Source organism: Nocardia sp. NPDC052254, from assembly GCF_040679495.1.
Taxonomy (GTDB): Bacteria; Actinomycetota; Actinomycetes; order Mycobacteriales; family Mycobacteriaceae; genus Nocardia.
The window spans coordinates 137,698-162,712 of the sequence record NZ_JBFAUW010000008.1; the positions used below are offsets into that span (position 1 = coordinate 137,698).

Genomic DNA, 25,015 nt, shown 5'->3' on the forward strand with positions numbered 1-25,015 from the left:
CAGCCGCGGCGACGGCGCGCACATTCGGGACCGCCGGGCGAATCCGGTGGCCCCGCCGAGCTGTTCGCCCCGGCGGCGGGCGCCGGGCATACCGCGGCCGAGTTCGATCTGTGCGGCGAATTGCCCACCGGCACCACCGTCTTGGAAGCCAGCGCCGGAACCGGGAAGACCTACGCGATCGTCGGGCTCGCGGTGCGCTTCGTCGCCGAGGGCGTCGTGGACATCTCGCAACTGTTGCTGGTCACCTTCAGCCGGGCCGCGACCCAGGAATTGCGCGAACGCACCCGCGAGCGGTTCGTCGCGGTCGCGGCGGCACTGGAGGATCCGGCCGCCGCCCGGGCCACCGACGAGCTGACCGCGTACCTGGCCACCGGCGACGAGGCGGAGGTGAGCGCACGGCGGCGCCGGCTCGTGGCGGCGCTGTCGGACTTCGACGCCGGCACCATCTCCACGACGCACGGATTCTGCCAGCGCATGCTCGACGAGCTCGGCATCGCGGGGGAGCACGATCCGCGGGTGCGCCTCGTGGAGGGCATCGAGGATCTGGTGGCCACGGTCGCGGAGGATCTGTATCTGTCCCGTTACGCGCGCGGTGGTGCGCCGATGCCGATCCGGCAGGCGGTGACCCTGGCCGCGGCCGCGGTGGCCGACCGCCGCGCGCGGCTGGTGCCCGGCGACGAACTCGGCGATCACCCCGCGGCGGAGGCGGCGGCCTTCGCCAACGCCGTACGCGCGGAAGTGGAACGACGCAAACGGCTTTCGGGATTGCGCGACTTCGACGACCAGTTGGTGCTGCTGCACGAGATTCTCGCCGACCCGGACCACGGCGAGCGTGCCTGCCGCCGGATCCGGGAGCGTTTCCCGGTGACCCTGGTGGACGAGTTCCAGGACACCGACCCGCTGCAGTGGGACATCCTGCGGCGGGTGTTCCACACCCACACCAGGCTGGTGCTGGTCGGCGATCCCAAACAGGCGATCTACGCGTTCCGGGGTGCGGAGGTCCTGAGCTACCTCGACGCCGTCGCACTGGCCGGTGCGCGCCGTGAACTGGATACCAACCGGCGCAGCGATGCCGGCCTGCTCGCAGCGCTGCACCATGTCTTCGGCGGTGCGGCACTGGGGCACAGCGGTATCACGGTGCCTGCGGTGCGCGCGGTGCGACCGCACACCCGGTTGAGCATCCGCGACGGTGCGCCGATCCCGTTGCGGCTGCGGCTGTTTCCCCGCCAGGGCGCCGGTGCGCTCAACGGCAGCGGATTTCCCGTGGTCGGCCGCCAACGCGACCGCATCGCCGCCGATGTCGCCGCCGATATCGTGCGCACCCTCGAATCCGGCATGCGGGTCGACGGAACGGAGCTGGGACCGGGCGATATCGCGGTACTGGTGCGCACCCGCGCGCAGATCGATCTGGTGCGCGCCGCACTGGACCGTGCCGGCGTGGCCTCGGTGCTCGCCGGTGGCGCGAGCGTCTTCGCCACCCGCAGCGCCACCGACTGGTTGTGGGTGCTGCGGGCGCTGGAGCAGCCGCATCGTGGTGATCGGGTGCGGCTGGCGGCGACCACTCCACTGCTGGGCCACACCGCCGCCGACATCGACTCCGGCGGTGCGGATCTGGTGGGCAGGCTCAGCACGCAGCTGCGCGATGCCGCGCGGCTGTTCGCCCGATCGGGTTTCGCGGCCGTGTTCGATCGGCTCGCGGCGCAGGCCCGCCCGGCACCACGGCTGCTGAGCACCGCGGGCGGTGAGCGTCGGCTGACCGATCTGCGTCATATCGCCCAGCTGCTCGACGAGGTGGCCACCCGGGAGTCGCTGGGGCTCACCGCCTTGACCCGCTGGCTGGCCGATCGGGTGCGTGATCCGGCCTCGGGCACCGTGGCCGGACGCAGTCGCCGCCTCGACCGTGACGCCGCCGCGGTGCAGATCGCCACCGTCCACGCCAGCAAGGGCCTGGAATTCCCGATCGTCTACCTGCCTTTCGCATGGGACGGCGCGAAGAACCCGAACCCGGCGACCCTGCTGTTCCACGACGGCTCCGAGCGGGTGCTCGACGTGGGTGGCCCCGAGGCGCCCGGCTACGCCGAACACAAGCGCCACAGCGAGGCCGAGGAAGCGGGTGAGGAGCTGCGGCTGCTGTACGTGGCATTGACCCGTGCGAAGTGCCAGGTGGTGGCCTGGTGGGCACCGGCCTGGGGCACCGCGGCCGCACCGCTGCACCGGATGATCCTGGGCCGCACGCCCGGTGCCGCCGAGGTACCCGGACGCAGTGAGGTCGCCGCGGATCCGCTGGTGCTGCGGCAGTTGCGGGACTGGGCCGCCGCGGCTGGACCCGGGCTGATCGATGTCGAACCGGTGCGCGCGACCGAGCAGGTGCGGTTGCGCTCCGAGCGCGGCGGAGACGGCGGTGCGGAGCTGGCCGCCGCCCGCTTCGACCGGTCCGTGGATCACGAGTGGCGCCGGACGTCGTATTCGGCGCTCACCGCCTCGGCACACGAGCTGGCACCCGCCGAGGCCGAGGCCGCGGAGCCGGTTCCGGGCGGCACCGACGAACCGCACACTCCCGCACCGGAATTCGACACCGATACCGCTCCCGGTACGGAATTCGCCGAGGCGGCACCGTCGTTGATGAACGGCCTGCCCTACGGCGCCGACTTCGGCACCCTCGTGCACGGCGTTCTCGAGCTGGTCGATACCGACGCTGAGGATCTGGTCGCCGAGGTTCGTGTGCGCTGTGTGGACGCGGTCACCGAGCTGATGGCCGATATCGATCCCGATGAGCTCGCTGGTGCCCTGGTCGAGGTGTTGCGCACCCCGATCGATCCGGTCGCCCTCGCCGACATCGCGTCCCGCGACCGGCTCAACGAGCTGGAATTCGAACTGCCGCTCGCCGGTGGCGACGATCCGGTCGCACAGCGGGTCGGTCTGCGCCGCATCGCCGATCTGTTACGTGCCCACCTGCGCGCCGACGATCCGTTCGCCGCGTACGCCGATGCGGTGGAGCTGCTCGACGACATCGCGCTGAAGGGCTATCTGACCGGCAGTATCGATGCCGTCTTGCGTACGGCCGGACCACGTTTCGTCGTCGTCGACTACAAGACCAACCGGCTCGGGTCCGGTGATCTGACCGTCGCGCACTACACCCGGGAGCGGATGGCGCAAGAGATGGCGCGCTCGCACTATCCGTTGCAGGCGCTGCTGTATTCCGCCGCGCTGCACCGGTATCTGCGCTGGCGACTGCCCGATTACGACCCGGCTCGTCATCTGGGCGGGGTCCGTTACCTGTTCGTGCGCGCGATGATCGGCCCGGCCACACCGGCCGGCCACGGGGTGTTCGACTGGGATCCGCCGGTGGAGCTCGTGGTGGCGCTGTCGGATCTGCTGGCGGGAGGCCGGACACGATGACGGCGATCGAACTCGCGCAGCGCGCGACCGGTCTGTTGCGCACGTTCAACACCGCGGGCGTGCTGTCGGCGGCCGATGTGCACGTGGCATTGCGGCTGGGCCGGCTGGGCGGGGAGGCGGGTGAGCAGGTGCTGCTGGCCGCCGCGCTCGCGGTGCGCGCCGTGCGGTCCGGATCGGTGTGCCTGGAACTACGGAGAATGCACGAAATCGGTGTCGACGGTGAGGGTTTCGACCTCGGTGACACCGAACCGATCGATCCGGCGCTGCTGCCCTGGCCGGAGGTGGAACCCCTGTGCGCGGCGCTGCGCGTCAGCCCGCTGGTGTGCGGTGGCCCGGCCGGTCCGCTGCGCCCGCTGCGGCTGGTCGAGTCGGCGGGTGGCCCGTTGCTCTATCTGGACCGGTACCACCGGCAGGAGCAGACCATCCGGGAGGCGCTCGCCGACCGTGCCGGCGGGCATCCGATGGTCGATCCCGCGACCGTCCGCCGCGAGCTGGACCGACTGTTCCCCGGGACCGGCGGGCCCGGCGCGGCACCGGATCGGCAGCGCATCGCGGCCGCTGTCGCCGCCACCGGCTGGACCACCGTGATCGCAGGCGGCCCGGGAACGGGCAAGACCCACACCATCGCCCGGATCCTGGCGCTGCTGGCCGCCCACCAGCGCGCGATACCCGGCACCGCGCCACTGCGCATGGCGCTGGCCGCGCCGACCGGGAAAGCCGCTGCGCGCCTGCAGGAATCGGTCCGGGAACAGGCCGCCGACCTGGACCTGCCGGAGCTCACGGCCGCGACGCTGCACCGGTTGCTGGGCTGGCAGCGCGGTGGTACCACCCGGTTCCGGCATCACGCCCACAACCGGCTGCCCTACGACGTGATCGTGGTGGACGAGACCTCGATGGTATCGCTGACGATGATGAGCCGGCTGCTGCCGGCGATCCGCCCGGATGCCCGGCTGGTCCTGGTGGGCGATCCGGATCAGCTGGCATCGGTGGACGCCGGAGCGGTCCTCGCCGACCTCGTCGCGGGACCCATACTCGGGCCCCCGAATCCGGTGCTCGCCACGATTCTCGGCGCCGAGCCCGTCGCATCGGGGGCCGAGGACCTCAGCGACCGGGAACGAGATCGCTTGCGAGGCGGCATGATCCGGCTCACCCGCGGCCGTCGTTTCGGTGGGCGGATCGCCGACCTCGCGGTCGCGGTGCGCGCCGGTGACGCCGACACCGCCCTGGCACTGCTCACCGAGGGTGGTCCGGAGTTGTCCCTGCACGATCCCGACGACATCGCCGGGGTGCGCGCCGATGTGGTCGATACCGCCCGGGCGGCCACGGCCGCCGCCGAGACCGGTGCGGCCGCCGCGGCACTGGCCGCGATGGAATCCCACCGGCTGCTGTGCGCGCACCGGCAGGGGCCGTTCGGTGTCGAACGGTGGGACCGGATGGCGGGAGGCTGGGTGGCCGCCGCGGGGATCGGCACCGAATCCTTTGCCGGGCACTGGTTTCCGGGACAGCCGTTGCTGGTCACCGCCAATGATCACGAGGCACGCATCTACAACGGCGACACCGGTGTCATCGTGCGCGGGCCCGACGGTGGTCTGCGCGCGGCCCTGCAGCGTGGCAATGAGCCGTATCTGGTGCACCCCACGCAGTTTCCCGGCGTGACCACCGTGTATGCCATGACGATCCATCGCAGTCAGGGCAGTCAGTACGGCGCGGTGACCATCGTGGTGCCCGGGCCGGAGTCGACGCTGCTGACCCGGGAACTGCTCTACACCGCGATCACCCGCGCCCGGCAGCGGGTGCGGGTGATCGGTACCGAGGAGGCGCTCCGCGCGGGGATCTCCCGGCGGGTGCTGCGGGCGAGCGGTCTGCGCGGCTGATCGCTCAGTGGCGCGCCGCGCCGAAGATGCCCGGAATCGTCAGCGCCAGTTCGACATCCTCGCGCTGACCCAGCGTCACCAGCACATTGCGGATCATGGTCAGCCGTGCCTCGGCCACGGCGGCCGGGTCGGGTTCGGCGCCCGGCGCGGCCTCCAGCGAGATGCGATAGACGACGAATTCGCAAACCTGCAGTGCGGTGTCGAGATCCAGCGCCGTGGGCGCCTCTCGGCCCAGCAGACCGAATTTGGCCCGCACCAGAGCCCGGATGTCGTCGAAGGCCTCTTCGCGATAGGCGGACACCGGTGAGGCCGGATCGTGCAGTTCGGCGAAGACGGGCCGCAGCATGGGGCCGTGCCCGCGCGCCCAGTCCAGATAGGCGTCGATGATCCCGATGCCCAGGGCCACCGGCTCCTCCGAGCGCGTCAGGGCGGTGCGGATACCGCCCACCAGGCCCTCGTTGGACAGGGTCAGCACCACATCCAGCGGTGCGGTGGCATTGGCGAAGTATCGGTAGAAGGTCGGCCGGGAGATCCCCGCGCCGTCGATGATGCGCGCCACGCTCAGGCCGCGTGAGCCGTGCTCGGTGAACACCGCCGCCGTGGCGGCCACGATCCGGGAGCGGACCTCGTCGGCCTGTTCCCGCGTCTGCGGGGGGCGCCCGCGGCGGGTGCCGCTGTGAGGAGTGACCACCGCGTCCTCCGGCATCTGTGGAACCTCCCTGATCGGTCGTGGCGAACTTGACAGCGCCCGGAATCTGCCTATTAATCTAACATTGGTGTTAATCTAACACTGGTGTTCAGTAAATTGCCGGACATCCCGCGATCGAGAGGGCCGACATGACGACCGCCCCGCAACTCACCACGGCTCTGCCCCGCGAGCTGGTGGACCGCCTGCTGGCCCGCGCCGTCGCCGGCGGGGCCGGATCGGTGCCGATCCACGCCCCGGCCACCGGGGAGAAGATCGCCGATCTGCCGCAGTCGTCGACCGCCGATATCGACTCCGCCTTCGCGACCGCCCGCATCGCCCAGCAGAGCTGGGCGCGGGTGCCCGTGCGCGAGCGGGTGGCGGTATTGCGCCGCTTCCACGATCTGGTCCTCGCCGAACAGGGCACCATCCTCGACATCGTGCAGACCGAGGCCGGGAAATCGCGCGCGCACGCCTTCGACGAGGTCGGCGATGTCGCGGTCAACGCGCGGTACTACGCGGCCGCGGCGGCGCGCCTGCTGGCCTCGCGCAGCCCGCGCGGTGTGCTGCCGGTGCTCACTCAGGTCGAGGTCCGCAACCGGCCCAAGGGTGTGGTCGCGGTGATCTCGCCGTGGAACTATCCACTCGCACTGGCCGCCTCCGACGCGCTGCCGGCGCTGATGGCCGGCAATGCCGTGGTCGCGCGGCCGGACAATCAGACCGCGCTCACCGCGCTGTGGGCCATCGATGCCGCCGAGCGTGCCGGGCTGCCGAAGGGGTTGTGGCAGGCGGTACTCGGCCGCGGATCGGTGATCGGCGGCGAGGTCATCGCGCGCGCCGACTATGTCGACTACACCGGCTCCAGCGCCACCGGGCGCACCATCGCCCAGCAGGCGGGGGAGCGGCTGATCGGGTACTCGCTGGAACTGGGCGGCAAGAATCCGCTGCTGGTCCTCGAGGACGCCGATGTGAGCGCGGCCGCCAAGATCGCGGTGCGGGCCTGCTTCGCCTCGGCCGGCCAGCTGTGCGAGTCGATCGAGCGCATCTACGTGCACGACCGGGTGTACGACCGCTTCGTGGCCGAATTCACCAGCGCGACACAGGCTGTGCGGCTGGGATCGGCGCTCGACTACTCCTACGAGATGGGCTCGCTGACCTTCCCGCGCCAGCTCGACACGGTCGCCGCGCATGTGGACGATGCCGTCGCCAAGGGCGCCACGGTCCTCGCCGGCGGCCGTGCCCGGCCCGATCTGGGGCCGTACTTCTACGAACCCACGGTCCTGGCCGACGTGCGCCCGGGGATGACGGTGCACCGCGAGGAGACCTTCGGCCCGGTGGTGTCGGTGTACCGGGTGAACAGCGACGACGAGGCCGTCGAGCAGGCCAACGACACCGCTTACGGCCTCAATGCCAGTGTGTGGAGTCGCGATACGGCCCGCGCCCGCGCCGTCGCCGCGCGCATCCACGCGGGGTCGGTGAACGTCAACGAGGGATTCATCGCGGCCTGGGGCAGTGTGGCGGCGCCCTCGGGTGGACTGGGTATCTCCGGTAGCGGGCGCCGGCACGGTCCGGAGGGATTGCTGAAGTACGTCGACACCCAGACCATCGCCGTCCAGCGCGCACTGCCGATCGCGCCGCTGCCGGGGATGTCGGAGGCGTTGTGGGCGAAGACGATGACGCTGTACTTCGGTGTGATGAAGGCCCTGCGGCAGAAGTGATCTCGCCCGTTCGGGCAACATCTGGAAAGGAACGGATATGGAAACGGTCGCGGGTAAGCGGGTGCTGATCACCGGCGCTGCGATGGGACTGGGTAAATCCTTCGCCCAGCGCGCGATACGCGAACAGGCCGCCGATGTGGTGCTGTGGGACATCAACGAGACCGCGCTGCAGCAGACCGCGGCCGAGCTGTCGGCGGGCGCCGTGAGCCGGGTGCACCACTACGTGGTCGACGTCTCGGACAAGGGGTCGATCGCCACCGCCGCGGCCGCCGTGCGTGGTGAGGTCGGCGATATCGATGTCCTGGTCAACAATGCCGGAATCGTGCGCGGTAACGGGTATTTCTGGGAGACCGACGATCGCGGCGACATCGACAAGACGATGGCGATCAACTCGCTCGCCCCGATGTACATCGCGCTGGAGTTCCTGCCCGCGATGGTGAACCACAAGACCCCCGCGCGCATGCTGAACATCGCCTCCTCCGCGGCGCTGGTCGCCAATCCGCGGATGAGTGTGTACGCGGCCTCCAAGTGGGCGGCACTGGGCTGGTCGGATTCGGTGCGCCTGGAACTCGAGCAGTCCGGCAACGAGCACGTCAAGGTCACCACCGTGTGCCCGACCTACATCAACACCGGGATGTTCGACGGCGCCAAGGGATTCTGGTTCACCCCCATCCTGGACCAGGATGAGGTGGTCGACACCGCCTGGGGCGAGATGAAGAACGGTTCACCGCTGGTGGTGCTGCCGTGGACCTCGCGCCTGAACCGGGCGATCTCGGGCCTGCTGCCGCTGAAGCTGCGCGACTACTACCTGAACAAGGTCGGCGTCTACCACTCCATGGACGAATTCACCGGCCGCAAGCCCTGATTCGAGGCGGGCGTCGCTATCGCCACGGCAGCGTGACCGGTTCGGCCGGTGTCCGCCCCGCCAGCAGTCCGTCGAGCAGCTCGATGAGCCCGAGCGGATACACCGTCTGATCGGTGCCGGCGAGCTCGTCGCGGCGCCACCACCGGTACTCGACGATGGACCGGCTCTCGTACTCCAGCAGGCCGGTCGTGTCGAGTGCGGCGCCGGCGGTGCCGAGGCGATGGAAGAAGTAGTCCTCGCGGAACATCCCCGACAGCCAGCCGGGGATGTCGAGATGGCCCGACGCGGTCGCCACCTGCGCGCCGAGTTCGGCCGCGCTGATCCGCACCCCGGTCTCCTCACCCAGCTCCCGGGCCGCGGCCGCGGCCGGTGACTCGGCGGCATCGATCCCGCCGCCCGGTGTGATCCAGTACAGCGGATCGAGGTTGCCGCGGTAGGCGATGAGCAGAATCCGGTCCTCGGCATCGGCGAGGATCACCCGGCCCGATCGTCGTACATAGTGCTGTTCCACGGGGCTTCATGCTATCGGCAGCCCCTACTGGGGATATGTCATACTCGGCCCGGCGGACGCGCGCCGAGGGAGGACGGAAGTTACGCATGGGCCTGATGGACAAGATCCGCGGCGAATTCGTCGACATCATCGAATGGCTCGATGATACGAATACCACGTTGGCCTGGCGGTTTCCACGCTACGACAACGAGATCAAGAATGGCGCCGAGCTGATCGTGCGCGAGGGGCAGCAGGCCGTGTTCGTCTACCGCGGTCAGCTGGCCGACCACTACGGTCCCGGCCATTACACGCTGACCACCGAGAACATGCCGATCATGTCCACCCTCCAGGGCTGGAAACACGGATTCGACAGCCCGTTCCGCTCCGAGGTGTACTTCATCAACACCCGCCCGGTGACCGAACTGCGCTGGGGCACACCACAACCGGTGACCGTGCGCGATCCGGACTTCCGGATGGTGCAGGTGCGCGCCAACGGTGCCACGACCGTCAGGGTGCTCGATCCGGCCGTATTCCTGCGCCAGGTGATCGGTACCGAGAGTGTGGTCGACATGGAGCAGATCACCGATCTGCTGCGCCGCAATATCGCGTTGGCCTTCTCCGACATGGTGCTCGCCAGCGGTCTCGGCGCCATCGATCTGCAGGGCCGCCAGGTCGAATTGTCCGACAAGCTGCGCGAATTCGTGGCCGAGCGGGTGTCCTCGTTCGGTCTGGGCGTGGACGCGGTCACCATGACCATCTCGCTGCCGGAGGAGATCCAGCAGGCGATGACCCGTGGTGTGGCGCGGGGTGTGGAGGCGAGTGGATTCGCCGACAACGTCCGCGACCCCAACCGTTATCAGCAGGTCCAGGCCGCCGACGCCATGCTCGCCGCCGCGCAGAACCCCGGCAGCGGGGCGGTCGGCGCGGCCATGCAGGCCGGGATCGGTGTGGCGCTGGGTGGTCAGCTCGCGGGGACGGTGCAGGGCGGTTTCGCACCGCAGGGTGCGCCCGCGCAGGGCAGCGGATACCAGCAACAGGGCGGATACCAGCAGCAGGGCTACGGTCAGCACCCGCAGGGTCAGCAGCCGCCGCCGTTGCCCGGCCAGCAGCAGTTCCACGTCGATCTCGATGGACAGGCCGCGGGGCCGTTCCCGCTCGATGAGCTGCGGCAGTTCGTCTCCAGCGGTCGGCTGACCCCGCAGACCAACGTGTGGACCAACGGCATGCAGGCGTGGACCCCGGCCGGGCAGGTACCGGCATTGCAGTCGCTGTTCGGCGGACCGCCGCCGCTGCCGGGCACCCCGCCGCCGCCGCGGCCGGCGGGCTGATCGTCGTCGGTACCGGGGGAGTAGATGAATCACGTTCCGCCACAACCGGATAGGCGCGTGCCCGCGGCGCAGCCGCCGGGCCCACCACCGCCGTATCCGCCACCGGCACAGCGGTACGCGCCGCCGTCCGTGCCGCCGCCGGGACAGCCCGGCGGCCCACCGCCCGGACCGGTATCACCGCAGTACCCGCCGAATGGTTACGGTCCTGCTCCGGGGCAGATACGCCAGGCGCCGCCGCCGATACCCGCCGCGCCGGTGGGTGGCCCGGTGCAACCGTCCGCACCGCACGCCCACCCGGCGGGCCCGCCGCCGATGCCACCGGGCCCGGCCGTGGCGGCGCCGGGGCCACCGCCGTTGCCAGGGGTGCCGATGCCGGTAGCGTCGCCACCGATTCCGGCCGGTGGTGTCCTGGCCGGACCACCGCCCGTCCGGGATCGGGCGATGCTGCACAGCACCGAACTCACCCGCACCTACCCCTGCCCGGCATGCGGCGGCCAGCTCGGATTCGATATCGCCACACAGCAACTGCGCTGCCCGAGTTGTGGCAACTACTCGCCGCTGTCGGTGCCGCGCGCACCGGTCGCCGCGCGCGATCTGCGCCACGCGATGGCCGAACTGCGGGCGGTACAGGCGGTCACGGCCGGTCCGCAGGTCACCGGCGATCGTGAGGTGAAGTGCCAGAACTGCGGTGGTACAACCACGTTCGTCGGCAGCCTGACCGCGACCCGATGCCCGTACTGCGCCACCCCGATTCAACGCGAGGACGTGCACAACGCACCCGCCCGGCTGCCGGTCGACGGGGTGGTCCCGTTCCGCATCGATGAGAAGTCGGCGCGTGAGCGGGTCGAGCGCTGGGTCGCCAGCCGTTGGTTCGCGCCGAACGCGTTCCGGAAATACAAGCGCCTGGGTTCGTTCGCGAGCGTGTACCACGCCTACTTCACCTACGACGCCGATGTGCACACCTGGTACTCCGGCGAACGTGGTGAGGAATATCAGGAACGATACCGGGAGAACGGGGAGACCAAGACCCGCACCAAGGTTCGCTGGTATCGGGCCGAGGGCGAGGTCGGCAATCGGTTCGCCGATATGCCGGTGCTGGCCAACGACACCGACGACCGGGCCAGGGTCGCGGAACTGGAGCCCTGGCCGATCGCCGAGGCCACGACCTATTCCCCCGAATACGTCGCCGGCCATCTGGCCCGCACCTACGACCGCGACGCCGAGCAGATGTTCCCCGAGGCGCGCGGCCGGATGGAGAAGGTCATCGAGCACACGGTGCGCGAGGACATCGGTGGCGACCGCCAGCGCATCCACGATCTGCGCTCGACCTGGAACTCGCTGGCGTACAAGCATGTGCTGCTGCCGATCTGGCTGCTCACGGTGATGTACGCGAACAAGCCGTTCCAGGTGTACATCAACGGATTGACCGGTGAGGTGGTCGGCCGGCGCCCGTGGAGCAAGGTGAAACTGGCCGCGCTGATCACCGTGGTGACCCTGCTGATCATCGGCCTGGTGCTCGCCTACGGCCACTGGCACGGGGGGAGCGACTCGACGACGCACCACCACACCACCATCCACCACGCCGGGAGATGACATGGTTCTGCTGCTGTTCCTGCTCGTGGTGCTGCTCATCGTCGGCGGGGCGGTGGTGCTCGCCGTGGTGACGCTGAACAAGCAGCGGCACAAGCTGACCCTCGCGAATCAGGTGGTCCCGGGCGTGCCGACGCGGGCGCCGCAATCGTGGGCGTTGTCGCACGATCCCGAGGCCCGGCTGCACCGCCGACTGCGCGACGCCATCGCGGCGCTGCACGCGGTCACCGCCTATGACACCGCCGTGACGGTGACCCTGCGGGCGAATCTGGAGCAGGCCGCCCTGGCCATGGACGACCATCTGATCGCGATCTCGGGCCTGCGCGGTGAATACCGCGAACCTCGGCTGGCCAAGGCCGAGGAAGGTGTCGTGGCGATCGAGGCCGCGGTGGCCGAATATGCCGGGGCCACAACACAACCCGATCCGGCCGCACTCGACGCCGGCCTGGCGGGCGTGCAGGACCGGTTGCGGATGGCGGACGATATCGCGCACGGGCTCGGCTCGCTCTGACCGCAGGCCCGGTCAGAGCGCGACGCGGGTACCTTCCACGACGATCGTGCCGTCCTGCGGCGAGTGTGCGATGGACGGCGCCAGCCCGCTGCGTTCGATGATCGCGGCGGCGGTGTCACTCTGGGATTCGCTGGTCTCCACGAACAGCCGTCCGTCCACGGCCAGCCAGCGCCGTGCCTCGGTGGCGACCCGCCGCAGCACGTCGAGCCCGTCCGAACCGCCGTCGAGGGCGCCACGTGGTTCGTGGTCGCGTGCCTCCGGCGGCATCCGCGTGATCATGCCGGTCGGCACATACGGGGTGTTGGCCAGCAGCAGATCGACGCGGCCGATCGGCTCGCCGGGCAGTGGTGTGAACAGATCGCCGCGAAAGACCCTGCCGCCCAAAGGCTCCAGGTTGCGGCGTGCGCAGGCCACCGCGGCGGGGTCGATATCGGCGGCGATCAGATGCACCGCCACACCGGCCGCGCGCAGTGCCCGGGTGGCGGCCAGCCCCAATGCGCCACTGCCGCAGCACAGATCGAGCACCGTCCGCCGATCACCGGGGCGGGCCATGCTGTATTCCACCACCCGGTCGACCAGGAACGCCGTGCGCCGGCGCGGCACGAACACTCCGGGCCCCACCGTCACCCGATGTCCATGGAACTCGACCCAGCCCAGCAGATGCTCCAGCGGTATCCCGTGCACCCGCCGTGCCACCAGATCGGCCAGGTCGCCGGGGGAGGCGGCCGCCTGCCGCAGCAGTGCGGCCTCCTCCTCGGCGAAGACGCATCCCGCGGCACGCAATGTGGCCACGATCGTGGCCTCGTCGGGGATACCGGGTCCGGAATCGATCACGTCCCCATTGTCGGCGGGCGGTCAACCGGAATTCGGCCGGGCCGCCCGCCGCACACCGCTAGCGCGACCCCGGCAGCAGGAAGGTGCGAGTGGCGTCGAGGTAGATCCCGCGCTGTGCGGCCTTGGAGGGCGGCGGCAGCTGCGAGATGATCTGATCGAGCGAGGTCGTCGCGCCCACCACCCGGGTTCCGGCGACGATGAAATCGGCGACCGCCCGGCGAATGTGATTCGGCGAGCTCACCACGATCGCGCTGGTGGCTCCCGCATCGCGCAGCATCTGTGAGCTGAACAGCGCGTTCTGCACCGTGGAGTTGGCGCGGTCCTCGACCAGGACCCGTGCGGCGGGAATGCCGTGGCCGATCAGCCACCCGGCCATGGCGCCGGCTTCGGCCACGCCGTTCTGCGGGTTGCCGCCGGTCACGACGATCGGCGACATCGGTGCGGCGAGGGCCTGCATCCAGGCCGCGGTGAGCCGGCTCACCAGCTCCGGTCGCATACTGCCGTCGGGCAGCAGGCCGTAACCGAGTACCACGATGCCGGTCTGCGGCCCGGCGATGGCCGGTAGCGGGTTGGGCAGGGTGCCCACCGCGGCGCCGATCGCGCCGATCAGGCCGCGGGCGCCCTGAGCCATCTCCGGGTCGATGGCGGCGAGCCGGTTGAACGCGGCCTCGCGGGTCGCCAGATCACCGGTGTAGTCGGACCAGATGCCTTGCAGGGCCAGGGCCTGCGCGTCATCGGGCGTACTGTCCAGCAGCGCGCGCAGGTCGGACAGACCGGCGGCGTCGTTGCCGTTGACGAAATTCGACTGCGCCGAATTGTAGAGCGGCGCCGGTCCGTCGGCCGCCGTGGCGGTCGCGGCCGTCGGCCCTGCAATCAGGGCTGCGGCCGTTGCCGCGACAGCGAGATGCGTCATACGTCTGGCGATTGTCACTGAAGTCGTCACCTTTCCGGGCGAGCGGGATCACATATGTGTTGCCGATCGTTTGGAACACAACCTCGACCACCATACGGCCCGAATCGGTCCCGGGCCCGGATCCACCCCCTCGGCACGGGGCCCGAGTATGTTGGCGCGGCGGCCGGCGCGGCCGCGCGGACCGATAGGGTGACCGGGTGGACACCATTTCGCTGACCGGCAAACAACTCGCCGCCGACCTCAACGCCGAGACGAAACAACGCGCCGCCGCGCTCGCCGAATCCGGGGCCGCGCCGCGGCTGGTCCTGGTCGTCGCGAACGACGATCCGGCCAGCGGATGGTATGTCAACTCGCTGCAGCGTGCCGCGGGCCGTCTCGGAATCGAGTGCGAGACAAACGATCTCGGTGCCGCGGCGAGCGCCGACGAGATCCGGTCCGCGCTCGCGAAGCTGAGTGACGATCCGGCCGTGCACGCGGTGATGCTGCAGACCCCGTTGCCGGCCGGCGTGGAACTCAACGATGTGAGCTCCGCGATCGCGGCGGCCAAGGACGTCGACGGCGTGAGCCCGCTGTCGCTGGGACTGCTGGCCGCCGGACTGCCCGGATTCGCACCGGCCACCTCACAGGCCGTGGTCGAACTCACCAAACAGCACGGCATCACGCTGTCCGGCCGTCACGTCGCGATCGTGGGCCGATCGAATGTCGTCGGCAAACCTCTGGCACAGCTGCTGCTGGCCGAGAACGCGACGGTGACAGTGTGCCATTCGCGTACCACCGACCTCCCCGCCGTCACCTCGGCGGCCGACATCGTGGTGGCGGCCGTGGGCCGGGCCGGGCTGATCGGGGCCGACCATGTGCGCGAGGGTGCCGCGGTCATCGATGTCGGCACCAACGAGGGGCCCGACGGCGGAATCGTCGGCGATGTCGACGCGGCCTCGGTCGACGGCCGGGCGGGGGCGCTGAGCCCGGTGCCCGGTGGCGTCGGCCCTGTCACCACCGCGCTGCTGATGCGCCATGTGGTCGAGGCGGCCGACGCCGCACGCTGATCACCAGTGGGTGGTCACCGGATCACCCACACTCACATTGTCGTAGTACCACTCGGCATCGCCGGGCGCGAGATTGATGCAGCCGTGGCTGACATTCGCGTAGCCCTGATCGCCGACCGACCACGGCGCCGAGTGCACGAACACGCCACCCGAGGTCAGGCGCTCGGCGAACTCACCGGTGAGGTAGTACCCCTCCGGATCGTCGAGCGGAATGCCGATGGTGCGTGAATCGAAGACGATGCTGCGGTCCTTCTCCATCACGGGGAAGGTGCCGACCGGGGTCTCACGCCCCGGCTTGCCCATCGACGCCGGCATCACCCGAGGCGCCTGGCCGGGCACGAACACGGTGAACGTATGTGCCGACATGTCCGCATCGGCGCTGGTGCCGCCGTCGGTGCGGAAATCGGAGCGGGCATCGCCCGCGGTGACGGTGAACCGGGAGGCCGCAGGCAGGAAGCCGGTGGCGGTCCAGACGAGCTCGCGATCGCCGTTCCAGGCGAACGAGCCGGGCAGATTCCCGATGTGCACGGATCCTTCGGCGCGTGCGCGATCGGCGACGGGTGCGGTGAAACGAACGGTGACCGGATGAGCGATTCCGACCGTCGCGCCCGCGGCCGGCGATATCGAGGCCACGGATGCCGTCTGTGGAGTCGCGGTCACCGCAGCGGCGGTACCGGTGGTGAACGCGGCCAGTAGAGCGATACCGAATGCCATAAAGACATGACGCATCATGTTTCGCATGGCTCCACCCCCTCAGGTGGTGAGCGTTATAAGACCCCCGATTCTAGTTCTAAATGATCATGGTCCCCGGAATAGTTCCCGCTTCGTGATCACGGCTACGGCGTGGCAAATCGAAGAGTCGCGAGGAGTGTGGTAGGAGAGTCAGCCCACGACGGCGGCGAGAACGTCGGTGTGCAGCGCGTCGGCGCGAGCGAAGATCTCCTCGACCCGGCGCAGCGCGGGCGCGAATTCGGCCGCGTCCTGCTCGCCGAGCGAGCCGACGTTGATGGCGATGTTGAGCTGTGAGCTCGCGGCCGCGGCGCGGGCGGCATCGGCGGCCGCGCCGATATCGGTGACCACATTCGGATTGCCGATCGGCAGCAGATCCGCGGCCAGCGACAGCACTTCGTCCGCTTCGGCGACCACCGCGGCCGGAACCCGTGCGGCCTGCAGCAGCGCGGTGGCGATCGCGGTCTTGCGGGCCGCGAGCTGCTCGTCGGTGTCCTTGGGGAGCTTGTAGGCCGCGCCCACGGCGGTGAACGCCGCGGCGTCGGCGTCGGCCAGCTCCAGCGACCGGGCCCGCGCGGCATCGGCGGCGGCGATGATCCGGTCGACCACCGGCCGGTTGTCGGCATCCTTGGCCCGCGTGGTGTAGCGAGCGACCATCGCCACCAGGGCCGCGCCCTGGGCGGCGTGCAGCGCGGCTGTCGCGCCACCGCCGGGGGCGGGAATCTTGGCGGCCAGATCGTCCAGGTATCGGCCGATCGTCGAATCTCCGAACGTCGTGGTGTCCGTCGACGATGCGGTGTCCTGAGACATGCTGCGGGGCCTCCCGTTTCGATGAATCGGCATGCGGTACGCCGACAACCGTACCGGGCGGTGCCGGTGGTCGGAGACCGGGCCGTGCTGCCCGCTCGTTCGTGCCCCGTCGCCGGTGTGCAGGATGGAACCGGGCGAACCCGGCTCGGGTCGCGGTATCGCGTTTGGTACGGGTGGTGCGGTGCGATAACCTCACTGCAACTAGTTGCATATGAATGGAGTTGCATAGATGCGGATCGGATTGGGCATCAACTATGCGGGGGGCTTCAAGGAGGTCGCGGCCGAGGTCGCCGATCTCGAGCAGGCCGGGCTGGACATCGTCTTCGTGCCCGAGGCGTACTCCTACGACGCGGTGAGCGGCCTGGGCTATCTCGCCGCCAAGACCGAGCGGGTGCAGCTGGCCTCGGGCATCCTGCAGCTCTACACCCGCACCCCGACCCTCACCGCGATGACGGCCGCGGGCCTGGACTACGTCTCCGACGGCCGCTACATCCTCGGCCTGGGCGCCTCCGGTCCCCAGGTCATCGAGGGGTTCCACGGTGTGCCCTACGATGCGCCGATCGGCCGCACCCGCGAGGTCGTCGAGATCTGCCGCAAGGTGTGGCGGCGCGAGCGGCTGGAATATCAGGGCAAGTACTACACGATCCCGCTGCCCGCCGAACGTGGTACCGGACTGGGTAAACCGCTGAAACTGATCAACCATCCGGTGCGCGACCGGATCCCGGTGCTGCTGGCCGCGCTCGGCCCCAAGAACGTGCAGCTGGCGGCCGAACTGGCCGAGGGCTGGCAGCCGATCTTCTTCCTGCCAGAGAAGGCCGGTGACGTGTGGGGCGAGGCCTTGGCGGCGGGTACCGCCAAGCGTGATCCCGAACTCGGCGCTCTGGACGTGTACGCCGGGCCCGCGCTGGCGATCGGTGACAACGTCGAACCGCTGCGGGAGTTCGTCAAACCGCATCTGGCGCTCTACATCGGCGGTATGGGCGCCAAGGGCAAGAATTTCTACCACACGCTGGCCACCAAGTACGGCTACGGCGCCGAGGCGGACCGCATCCAGGAGCTGTATCTGGCCGGCCGCAAGGAGGAGGCCGCCAAGGTGGTCCCCGACGAGCTGGTCCGCGACATCTCGCTGATCGGCCCGGCCGGATTCGTCGCCGAGCGGGTCGAGGCGTTCCGCGAGGCCGGGGTCACCGTCCTCAATGTCGTTCCGCTGGCCGGCACCGCCGCCGAGCGGGTGAAGTTGATCGAACAACTGCGCGCGCTCGTCTGAGTCGAGCCCCCGCATGCCACGGGCCCGGTCGCGAATCGCGACCGGGCCCGTCGGATATTCGTCTCAGCCCTGCCGCAACGCTTCCAATGCGGCCTCGAGCGTCGTGTGCAACGCGAAGACCTGATCGAGATTGGTGAGCTTGAGCTGTCTGCGTGTGGCCGGTCCCTCGGCGACCAGAACGATACGGGTGCCCGACCCGGCCCGCTGATGAGCGGCCACGAGCGCGGCCATCCCGGCCGAAGCCAGAAAGCTCACCTGCAGCAGATCGATGATCAGTGTCGCCGGCGTCCCGCCGAGGGCCGCTTCGATCGCACTCTCCAGCGCGGGAGCGGTTGCCAGGTCGACTTCGCCGGCCACGGTGAGCACGGTCGCATCGTCGTGCACGCTGACCGAGGTGGTCATCGCGTCGGCGAGGGGATACGCGTCTCCGGAAGTGTTCGTCACGGGCTTCAATGTACCCGGTGAACAATCAACCATCTCTACGACCAGGTATTTCCTTTTGGGGACAAGGGGATAGGCGCCGGCGAGCCGTCACGGTGGTCACTTGCGGCACAGGCGTGGGGGTGCGGCACGTCCGCGTGCCGAGCCGTCCGGTCCCGGTGCGGCGCGACGAGTCGCGTCCAGGTCGGGGCATGTAGCCCTGCGTCTGCTGCGACAGATCGAATGGTGTTGCGTGAACGGCTCGCCGGGGTGGATGGGTCCAATTCGCGGTGCGCAGCGATGAGCGAGACCGGCGCAGGCGTGGCCCACATCGGGGAATCGGGCGGTCGCACGGAAATCGCTGTGGCGCAGGGGATCCGCCCACCGCCATCGATGTCGTCATGATCCGGGCCGGCGTTGCCGAGGTGACCGCGGCCGCGGGGCGGAAAGATCCCCGCGGCCGTCCCGGGACGACCGGTTCCCGGGGCGGTGTGTGCCATCGGTGCCGGGACTTCGGGAGCTGTGCGTCCTCGTCTCCGGGGTCATCGTGGTGATGGTGGTCCGGCCCGACCACCCGCAGGGGAGTGCGCAGGATCCGACGGTCGTCACCGATGTGACGCCGTCGGCGTAGTAGGTGGTCACCAGCGCTGCCTGCTCGGAATACCCGCACTTCGGGCACGTTCCGAAATGGTTCAGAATCTCTCTGGTGAACTGGTGGACGACGACTCGCGACCGCTTGTCGGTGCCGTCCGGCCGCGGCGGTGTGGACATGTGATTCATCAACTCCGTAACCCATGATCGTCGCGCCTTCGACCTCCGAAACCGGTACGGGGGTCACCCCGATGGATCGAAGGCCGGCGGCGGAGGGGCGATCAGGTGTTCCGAGGGAAACCGAGGTTCAGGCCACCGTGGCTGGGATCGAGCCAACGGCTGGTCACCGCCTTGGCCCGGGTGAAGAAATCGACGCCTTCGGTCCCGTGGGCGTGAGTGTCGCCGAACAGCGAGTTCTTCCAGCCGCCGAAGCTGTAGTACGCCATGGGCACGGGAATGGGGACGTTGATCCCGACCATCCCGACCTCGACCTCGTTCTGGAATCGACGCGCGGCGCCGCCGTCGTTGGTGAAGATGGCGGTGCCGTTGCCGTACGGATTGGCATTGATCAGTTCGAGCGCCTCGTCGTAGGAGTCGACTCGCACGACCACGAGCACCGGACCGAAGATCTCGTCGGTGTAGATGCTCATGTCGGTGGTGGCGTTGTCGATGAGGGTCGGCCCGAGCCAGAAGCCGCCCGCGTCACCAGCCGGCCGAACCTCGCGGCCGTCGACCACGATCGTGGCACCCGCGGCCTCTCCGGCATCGACGTAGGCCGACACCCGATCGCGATGTTCCTTCGTGACGAGCGGTCCCATATCGGCGCCGGCGGTTCCGTCGCCGGTGGTGAGGGTGCGCGTCCGTTCGGCGATCTTGTGCACCAGTTCATCGGCGACGCCTCCGACCGCGACCAGCGCGGAGATCGCCATGCAGCGTTCGCCGGCCGAACCGAAGCCGGCGTTGACCATGGCATCGGCGGCGAGGTCCAGATCGGCGTCGGGCAGCACGATGGCGTGATTCTTGGCCCCGCCCAGCGATTGCACGCGCTTGCCGGCGGCCGTACCCGTCGCGTACACGTACTGGGCGATCGGTGTCGACCCGACGAACGAAATGGCCTTGATCGACGGGTTCTCGAGCAGTTCGTCCACGGCGGTCTTGTCGCCCTGGAGCACATTGAACACACCGTCGGGCAGACCGGCGTCCTTCCAGAGCCGTGCCAGCCACAGCGACGCCGACGGATCCTTCTCCGAGGGTTTGAGTACCACGGTGTTGCCGGCCGCGATCGCGATGGGGAAGAACCACATCGGCACCATGGCCGGGAAATTGAACGGTGAGATGATGCCGACGGGGCCGACGGGCTGGCGAATGGAGAACGCGTCCACATTGGTCGAGGCATTCTCGGTGAATCCGCCCTTGAGCAGATGCGGTATACCGCAGGCGAATTCGACGACCTCCTGGCCGCGGCTCACCTCACCCAGCGCGTCGGGGACCACCTTGCCGTGCTCGGAGGTGATGATCTCGGCCAGTTCGCCCTTTCGCTCGTTGAGCAGCTCGCGGAACCGGAACAGGATGGTGGTCCGCTTGGCGAGGCTGGTGTCGCGCCAGGCGGGAAACGCGGCGGCCGCGGCCGCGATGACCGCGCGCGCGTCATCGACGTCGGCCAGCGCCACCCGGCCGGTGATCGCGCCGGTGGCCGGATTCGTGATCGGCGCGAATTCGCCGCCGGATCCTGGGAATTCGGTGTTGTCGATCCAGTGGTGGATGTTCGTGGGCAAGACTGTCATGCGGCACACATTGCTGTGGCGGTAATGCTGTCGTCAACGGCGAATTTCGCAGATTCGAATGCACAAATGCAATGGCGCGGGTTGTGCAGATATGCATATGGAGATGCGCAATTGCCACTTGTTTCCTGCATCTCTGCAGAGTTAACTGTCGAGCACGATGATCAGTGCCGACAATCTCCGCTATTTTCTCGAAGTCTCGCGAACATCACGCCTCGGAGAGGCGGCACGCCGGCTCGGGGTCGATCAGACGACGGTATCGCGTCGCATAGCCAGGCTGGAGAAGGAGATCGGTGAACGACTGTTCGACCGCACCCCGACCAGCTGGCTCGTCACCGAAGCCGGTCGTCGGTTGCTGCCGCACGCCGAGACCATCGAGGCGACCCTGGTCGCCGCCGTCGAGGACACCCATCTGCGGGCGAACGGAGATCTCACCGGATCGCTGCGCGTACTCACTCCGGACGGCTTCGGCACCTTCGTCATGATCCCCGCGCTCGGTCCGTTCGCGAGCGCGCATCCGCACCTGTCGATCGAAGTGGCGACCTCCACCACCCACGATCTGCTGACCGGCAGAGACTTCGATATCGGCGTGACGCTCGAGAAGCCGTCCCCCCGCTCGGTGGTCACCGAGCGCCTGGCCCGATACGAACTCAAGCTCTACGCGACTGCCGAATATCTCGCTCGGCACGGTACGCCGGGCACTCTCGCCGATCTGCACGACCACCGGCTGATCTGGTACATCGACGCCTTCCTCGATGTCCGGCCGCTGCAGATCATGGACGAGCTGGTTCCGGGAGCGCGGATCAAGATGCAGACCAACAACATCACCGGACATCTGCAGGCGGCTCGCAACGGCCTCGGTATCGCGCCGTTGCCCACCTATATCGGCGGGACCGACGACACGTTGGTCGAGGTCCTCGGTGCGGAGTTCGTCGCCCATCGCGGTTACTGGCTCGTGGTGCCCAGGGATCTGGCCCGGCTGGCCCGGGTGCGTGAATTCATCACGGGCCTGCGCCGGATCATCGACGTCAACCCCCATCTTGTCGCGCTGCACTGAGCCCGATGCCGCCACGTACCCCCACGGCGAGAGCGCGGCCGGGACACGTGGCGGGGAAAGGTCAGGTCATATCTCCGGGTGAATCCTGTTCCACTTCGTGGTGCGCTGGAAGGTGTCCACCACATCGATGAGGTTTCGCTCGGCGAAGGCCGGGCCGACCATCTGCAGGGCGACCGGAAACCGCCGTCCGGCCGGTGTCGTCGTGTAGCCGGCGGGGAATGTGATGGTGGGAAGCTGGGACAACGTGAACGGCACGGTGAACCGATGGACTCCGGCGGTGGTCTCGTCATCCATCCGGATCATCTTCTCGACCGGCGGCGCGATGAACGACAGCGCGGGAATCAGGACGGTGTCGACCGGTGCGATCGCGGCTTCCATACGCCCCTTGAAATCCCATCGCCGCTGCAACAGCCGGTCGTATTCGATCGCCGGCATGTCCCGTCCGCGTTCGATGAGTTCCCGCAACGCCGGGCCGTAGCTGTCCCGGTTGGCGAGGAAGGACTCGCCGTGCGCGCGTGCCGTCTGAGCGGCGCAGACCCCGAACCAGTCGTCGATCGCCACCGTGGGGTCCGGGAGAACGACCTCGACGATCTCCGCGCCCAGATCGTCGAGATGCGCGACAGCCTCGCGGTGCGCCTTCTCGACGTCGGTGCTGACACCCTCGTAGGCCCAGCGCGGATCGACGCCGATTCTCTTGCCGTGCAACGACTTCGGCTCCCTCACCGTGAGATCCGGCACCGCCTTCCGGGACGCGGTGGGGTCACGATCGTCGGCGCCCGCGATGATTCCCAGGACGAGGGCGGCGTCCCGGGCCGAGCGGCACATGGGCCCGACGTGATCCAGTGTTGCCGCCAGTTCCACCACGCCCGCCCGGCTGACCCGGCCCCACGTAGGTTTGAGACCGGTGACCCCGTTGGCCGCCGAGGGCATCCGGATGGAGCCGCCCGTATCCGAACCCAGTGCGGCGAAACACAATCCCGCGGCGGTCGAGGCCCCGCTGCCGCTCGATGAGACGCCCACCCACCGGCTGGGGTCCCAGGGGTTCAGCGGCGCGCGAAACGGTGCTGTGTGCTCGGTGTACACCCCCTCGGTCGTGTGCACCTTGCCGAGGACGACCGCACCGGCCGATTCCAGCCGGTCGACCACCGTCGCGTTCGATGTCGCGATCATGCCTGCCCGCGACGCCATCCCGGCCCGGGTGGGCCACCCGCGCTTGTCGTAGATGTCCTTGATGGCGATCGGCACACCGTCCAGCGGGCCGAGTGCGCGGCCCGCGGCTCGTCGTTCGTCCGATCGCCGCGCCGCGGCCAGTGCTTCCTCATGCGCGACGTGGACATACGAACCCACGGTCGAGTCGATGTCGTCGATGCGGTCCAGCATCGCCTGAGTTACCTCGGTCGAACTCGATCCGCCGGATGCGAGCAGCGCGGCGACTTCGTGAATTTCTTTGTAGTGCAGTTGATCTGCCGAATCGCTCGCCATATCTGACTTCCTGTAGATTTCTTGCCGCATCGACGCTACTCCGACACGGGGACACGGGCAGCGGCAGGCCGGTCCGAAATGAGCGCTACCCGCGGCCGATATTGCGATCCCCGGGTGAGGATCGTGAGTGGGATATAGATGGCAGGACCGAGCAGCATGGCGACGAAGGATGCGTAGTAGAGCGGATACACACCTGCCACTCCGGCGGCGCCGACAGCAATACTGACCAGCAGGGCGGCAATTCCGCAGACGTTCCAGTTCTTCACCTCGGTCTCGCGATATTCGATTCGATCCGATGGCGCGAGGCCGAGCAGCTTCCGGCAGACGAAATAGTCACTGAGAAGGATGAATATCCACGTGTTGGTCATCACGCCGGTGACAGCGAGGAATTTATCCGTGTATTGGAGGATGTTGATCGGATACAGCGCGATGCCGACGACGACGAGCAGGACCATCCACCATTGCCGGCCGATCTTCTTCCTGGCCACGGCATCCCAGCTGTTGGCGAAGGCCAGCGAACCGGAATACAGATTCATGACGTTGATCCGGATCTGGGTGACGATCGCGAAGATCACGCCGAGCACACCCATCACCACGGCGAAGATCAGGCCCGGATCGGTGGCGGAGAGTTCCTGCTGCGATCGGCTTCCGTCGAAGTGGTTCACCATGGTGAACCCGATGAGCGCGCCGAGGATCATCACGACCACGATCATGAGCAGTTCGACCAGCATCACCGCGCCGGTTCCGGCATACGAGACCGAGCGTTTGACGAATCGCCCGTAATCGGTGGCGATGAGGGCCTGGAATACGACCTGACCGTTGGCGAGGCTCATGGCCTGCCACATCGCGGCGGCGGTGAGGCCTCCCTCGACCTTCCATTCGCCCGGCCCGACCAGAACATAGCCGCGGGCCAGCATGATCAGGCCGACGATGGACAGCAGCAGGAAGACGGGAACTCCGAAGCGCTGGAGCAGATTCATCGAGTGCATGCCGCGCCAGGAGAAGTACAGAGCGCACGATGCCACCACCGCGAATACGATGGTCGCGGCCGCGGAATTGATGGGAATGCCGACAATTTCGCTCAGCCCGTGCGAGACGATACTGCCTTCGAAGATGAAGTAGAAGATGTAGTTGACCGCGTAGACGAGTGAGGCGATTGCGGATCCTTTGGTGCCGAACCCCAGTCCCCGGGACAGCAGGGGCAGCGACAATCCTTCTTGGCTGGCGATTCGCATGATGACGGCGCCGACCACTGTGGCGCCGACGACCATGTATGCGGTGGGGATGAGGAACATCGGCCAGCCGACGAGGAATCCGATCTGGCTGCCGAGGGCGAACCAGAACATCGCCGTGATATTTCCGCTGAGTACCAGGAGGATTGCCGGGCGGCGCCATCGCGCGGAATCGGGCACTCGCTCGGTCGCATAACTTTCGATCTGGTCGTCCAAGCTGGCCGATGGCCCCTTGAAATACTCACTCAGACTCACGTGCATTCCTCTCGGACCGAGCGAACGGTAATCCGAAACTCGACGCCCGCCGGTAGTAGAACTGTGAACCACATCCCACCCGGCATCACTGCGCGAGTCAACGTGGAAATTTGCATTGTCTGCTGCAAGATTGCAGCT

General features: G+C 68.5%; 21 protein-coding genes. 11 read left to right on the plus strand and 10 right to left on the minus strand.

The features are described from left to right. Window positions 1–60: 60 nt before the first annotated feature. On the plus strand, window positions 61–3,399 hold the full coding sequence (locus AB0L57_RS21030; RefSeq protein WP_364965057.1) for a UvrD-helicase domain-containing protein: 3,339 nt from the start codon (window positions 61–63) through the stop codon (window positions 3,397–3,399). After that, complete coding sequence (recD, locus tag AB0L57_RS21035; protein ID WP_364964628.1) at window positions 3,396–5,273, plus strand: exodeoxyribonuclease V subunit alpha; 1,878 nt, start codon at window positions 3,396–3,398, stop codon at window positions 5,271–5,273. The genes AB0L57_RS21030 and recD overlap by 4 nt, the downstream gene beginning before the upstream one ends. A 4-nt stretch (window positions 5,274–5,277) precedes the next feature. On the opposite strand, the gene AB0L57_RS21040 is transcribed toward recD, so the two are convergent. After that, window positions 5,278–5,979 (minus strand): TetR/AcrR family transcriptional regulator, encoded by a 702-nt coding sequence (locus AB0L57_RS21040; RefSeq protein WP_364964630.1) that lies wholly within the window; start codon window positions 5,977–5,979, stop codon window positions 5,278–5,280. 131 nt (window positions 5,980–6,110) lie between these two features. Here AB0L57_RS21040 and AB0L57_RS21045 point away from each other — a divergent pair, with 131 nt between their 5' ends. After that, window positions 6,111–7,676: a succinic semialdehyde dehydrogenase gene (locus AB0L57_RS21045; protein ID WP_364964632.1), complete on the plus strand. Its 1,566-nt coding sequence runs from the start codon at window positions 6,111–6,113 to the stop codon at window positions 7,674–7,676. Window positions 7,677–7,713: 37 nt separating this feature from the next. After that, the gene (locus tag AB0L57_RS21050; RefSeq protein WP_364964634.1) at window positions 7,714–8,541 is read left to right on the plus strand and encodes an SDR family NAD(P)-dependent oxidoreductase; all 828 of its coding nucleotides are present in this window, start codon (window positions 7,714–7,716) and stop codon (window positions 8,539–8,541) included. A gap of 16 nt (window positions 8,542–8,557) precedes the next feature. Here AB0L57_RS21050 and AB0L57_RS21055 read toward each other — a convergent pair whose 3' ends face one another. Next, on the minus strand, window positions 8,558–9,052 hold the full coding sequence (locus tag AB0L57_RS21055) for an NUDIX domain-containing protein (RefSeq protein ID WP_364964637.1): 495 nt from the start codon (window positions 9,050–9,052) through the stop codon (window positions 8,558–8,560). Window positions 9,053–9,138: 86 nt separating this feature from the next. On the opposite strand from AB0L57_RS21055, the gene AB0L57_RS21060 reads away from it, so the two are divergent. The 3 genes from AB0L57_RS21060 (at window position 9,139) to AB0L57_RS21070 (ending at window position 12,460) form a co-directional block, all read left to right on the plus strand. Next, a complete protein-coding gene (locus AB0L57_RS21060) occupies window positions 9,139–10,359 on the plus strand; it encodes an SPFH domain-containing protein (protein ID WP_364964640.1) in 1,221 nt (406 codons plus the stop codon). A gap of 369 nt (window positions 10,360–10,728) precedes the next feature. Further along, the gene (locus AB0L57_RS21065) at window positions 10,729–11,952 is read left to right on the plus strand and encodes a hypothetical protein (protein WP_364964643.1); all 1,224 of its coding nucleotides are present in this window, start codon (window positions 10,729–10,731) and stop codon (window positions 11,950–11,952) included. Window position 11,953: 1 nt separating this feature from the next. Beyond that, window positions 11,954–12,460, plus strand: coding sequence for a hypothetical protein (locus AB0L57_RS21070; protein ID WP_364964645.1), 507 nt, complete (start codon window positions 11,954–11,956; stop codon window positions 12,458–12,460). Between the two features lie 12 nt (window positions 12,461–12,472). Here AB0L57_RS21070 and AB0L57_RS21075 read toward each other — a convergent pair whose 3' ends face one another. Further along, entirely contained in the window at window positions 12,473–13,294 is an 822-nt protein-coding gene (locus tag AB0L57_RS21075; RefSeq protein ID WP_364964648.1) for a putative protein N(5)-glutamine methyltransferase, read from the minus strand. A 58-nt stretch (window positions 13,295–13,352) separates the two neighbouring features. Continuing rightward, complete coding sequence (locus AB0L57_RS21080; RefSeq protein ID WP_364964650.1) at window positions 13,353–14,207, minus strand: YdcF family protein; 855 nt, start codon at window positions 14,205–14,207, stop codon at window positions 13,353–13,355. A gap of 206 nt (window positions 14,208–14,413) precedes the next feature. On the opposite strand from AB0L57_RS21080, the gene AB0L57_RS21085 reads away from it, so the two are divergent. Further along, window positions 14,414–15,253 (plus strand): bifunctional 5,10-methylenetetrahydrofolate dehydrogenase/5,10-methenyltetrahydrofolate cyclohydrolase, encoded by an 840-nt coding sequence (locus AB0L57_RS21085; RefSeq protein ID WP_364965059.1) that lies wholly within the window; start codon window positions 14,414–14,416, stop codon window positions 15,251–15,253. Here AB0L57_RS21085 and AB0L57_RS21090 read toward each other — a convergent pair whose 3' ends face one another. Together AB0L57_RS21090 and AB0L57_RS21095 are read right to left on the minus strand one after the other, a co-directional pair. Beyond that, window positions 15,254–15,994 carry a L,D-transpeptidase gene (locus AB0L57_RS21090; protein ID WP_364964652.1) on the minus strand — a complete coding sequence of 247 codons (741 nt, stop codon included), beginning with the start codon at window positions 15,992–15,994 and terminating at the stop codon, window positions 15,254–15,256. Window positions 15,995–16,135: 141 nt separating this feature from the next. Continuing rightward, the gene (locus tag AB0L57_RS21095) at window positions 16,136–16,792 is read right to left on the minus strand and encodes a cyclodeaminase/cyclohydrolase family protein (protein ID WP_364964653.1); all 657 of its coding nucleotides are present in this window, start codon (window positions 16,790–16,792) and stop codon (window positions 16,136–16,138) included. Window positions 16,793–17,021: 229 nt separating this feature from the next. Here AB0L57_RS21095 and AB0L57_RS21100 point away from each other — a divergent pair, with 229 nt between their 5' ends. Beyond that, window positions 17,022–18,059: an LLM class F420-dependent oxidoreductase gene (locus AB0L57_RS21100; RefSeq protein ID WP_364964655.1), complete on the plus strand. Its 1,038-nt coding sequence runs from the start codon at window positions 17,022–17,024 to the stop codon at window positions 18,057–18,059. 63 nt (window positions 18,060–18,122) lie between these two features. On the opposite strand, the gene AB0L57_RS21105 is transcribed toward AB0L57_RS21100, so the two are convergent. Then, window positions 18,123–18,461: an STAS domain-containing protein gene (locus tag AB0L57_RS21105; RefSeq protein ID WP_364965061.1), complete on the minus strand. Its 339-nt coding sequence runs from the start codon at window positions 18,459–18,461 to the stop codon at window positions 18,123–18,125. A gap of 520 nt (window positions 18,462–18,981) precedes the next feature. Between AB0L57_RS21105 and AB0L57_RS21110 the strand changes: the two genes are divergently transcribed. Continuing rightward, window positions 18,982–19,110, plus strand: a complete 129-nt coding sequence (locus tag AB0L57_RS21110) for a hypothetical protein (RefSeq protein WP_364964657.1) — start codon at window positions 18,982–18,984, stop codon at window positions 19,108–19,110. 241 nt (window positions 19,111–19,351) lie between these two features. Here AB0L57_RS21110 and AB0L57_RS21115 read toward each other — a convergent pair whose 3' ends face one another. Then, the gene (locus AB0L57_RS21115) at window positions 19,352–20,845 is read right to left on the minus strand and encodes a CoA-acylating methylmalonate-semialdehyde dehydrogenase (protein ID WP_364965062.1); all 1,494 of its coding nucleotides are present in this window, start codon (window positions 20,843–20,845) and stop codon (window positions 19,352–19,354) included. Window positions 20,846–21,011: 166 nt separating this feature from the next. Between AB0L57_RS21115 and AB0L57_RS21120 the strand changes: the two genes are divergently transcribed. Further along, window positions 21,012–21,908, plus strand: coding sequence for a LysR family transcriptional regulator (locus AB0L57_RS21120; protein ID WP_364964660.1), 897 nt, complete (start codon window positions 21,012–21,014; stop codon window positions 21,906–21,908). A gap of 66 nt (window positions 21,909–21,974) precedes the next feature. On the opposite strand, the gene AB0L57_RS21125 is transcribed toward AB0L57_RS21120, so the two are convergent. Beyond that, the gene (locus tag AB0L57_RS21125; protein WP_364964662.1) at window positions 21,975–23,390 is read right to left on the minus strand and encodes an amidase; all 1,416 of its coding nucleotides are present in this window, start codon (window positions 23,388–23,390) and stop codon (window positions 21,975–21,977) included. A 35-nt stretch (window positions 23,391–23,425) separates the two neighbouring features. Continuing rightward, window positions 23,426–24,883: a cytosine permease gene (locus AB0L57_RS21130; protein WP_364964665.1), complete on the minus strand. Its 1,458-nt coding sequence runs from the start codon at window positions 24,881–24,883 to the stop codon at window positions 23,426–23,428. Window positions 24,884–25,015: the final 132 nt, after the last annotated feature.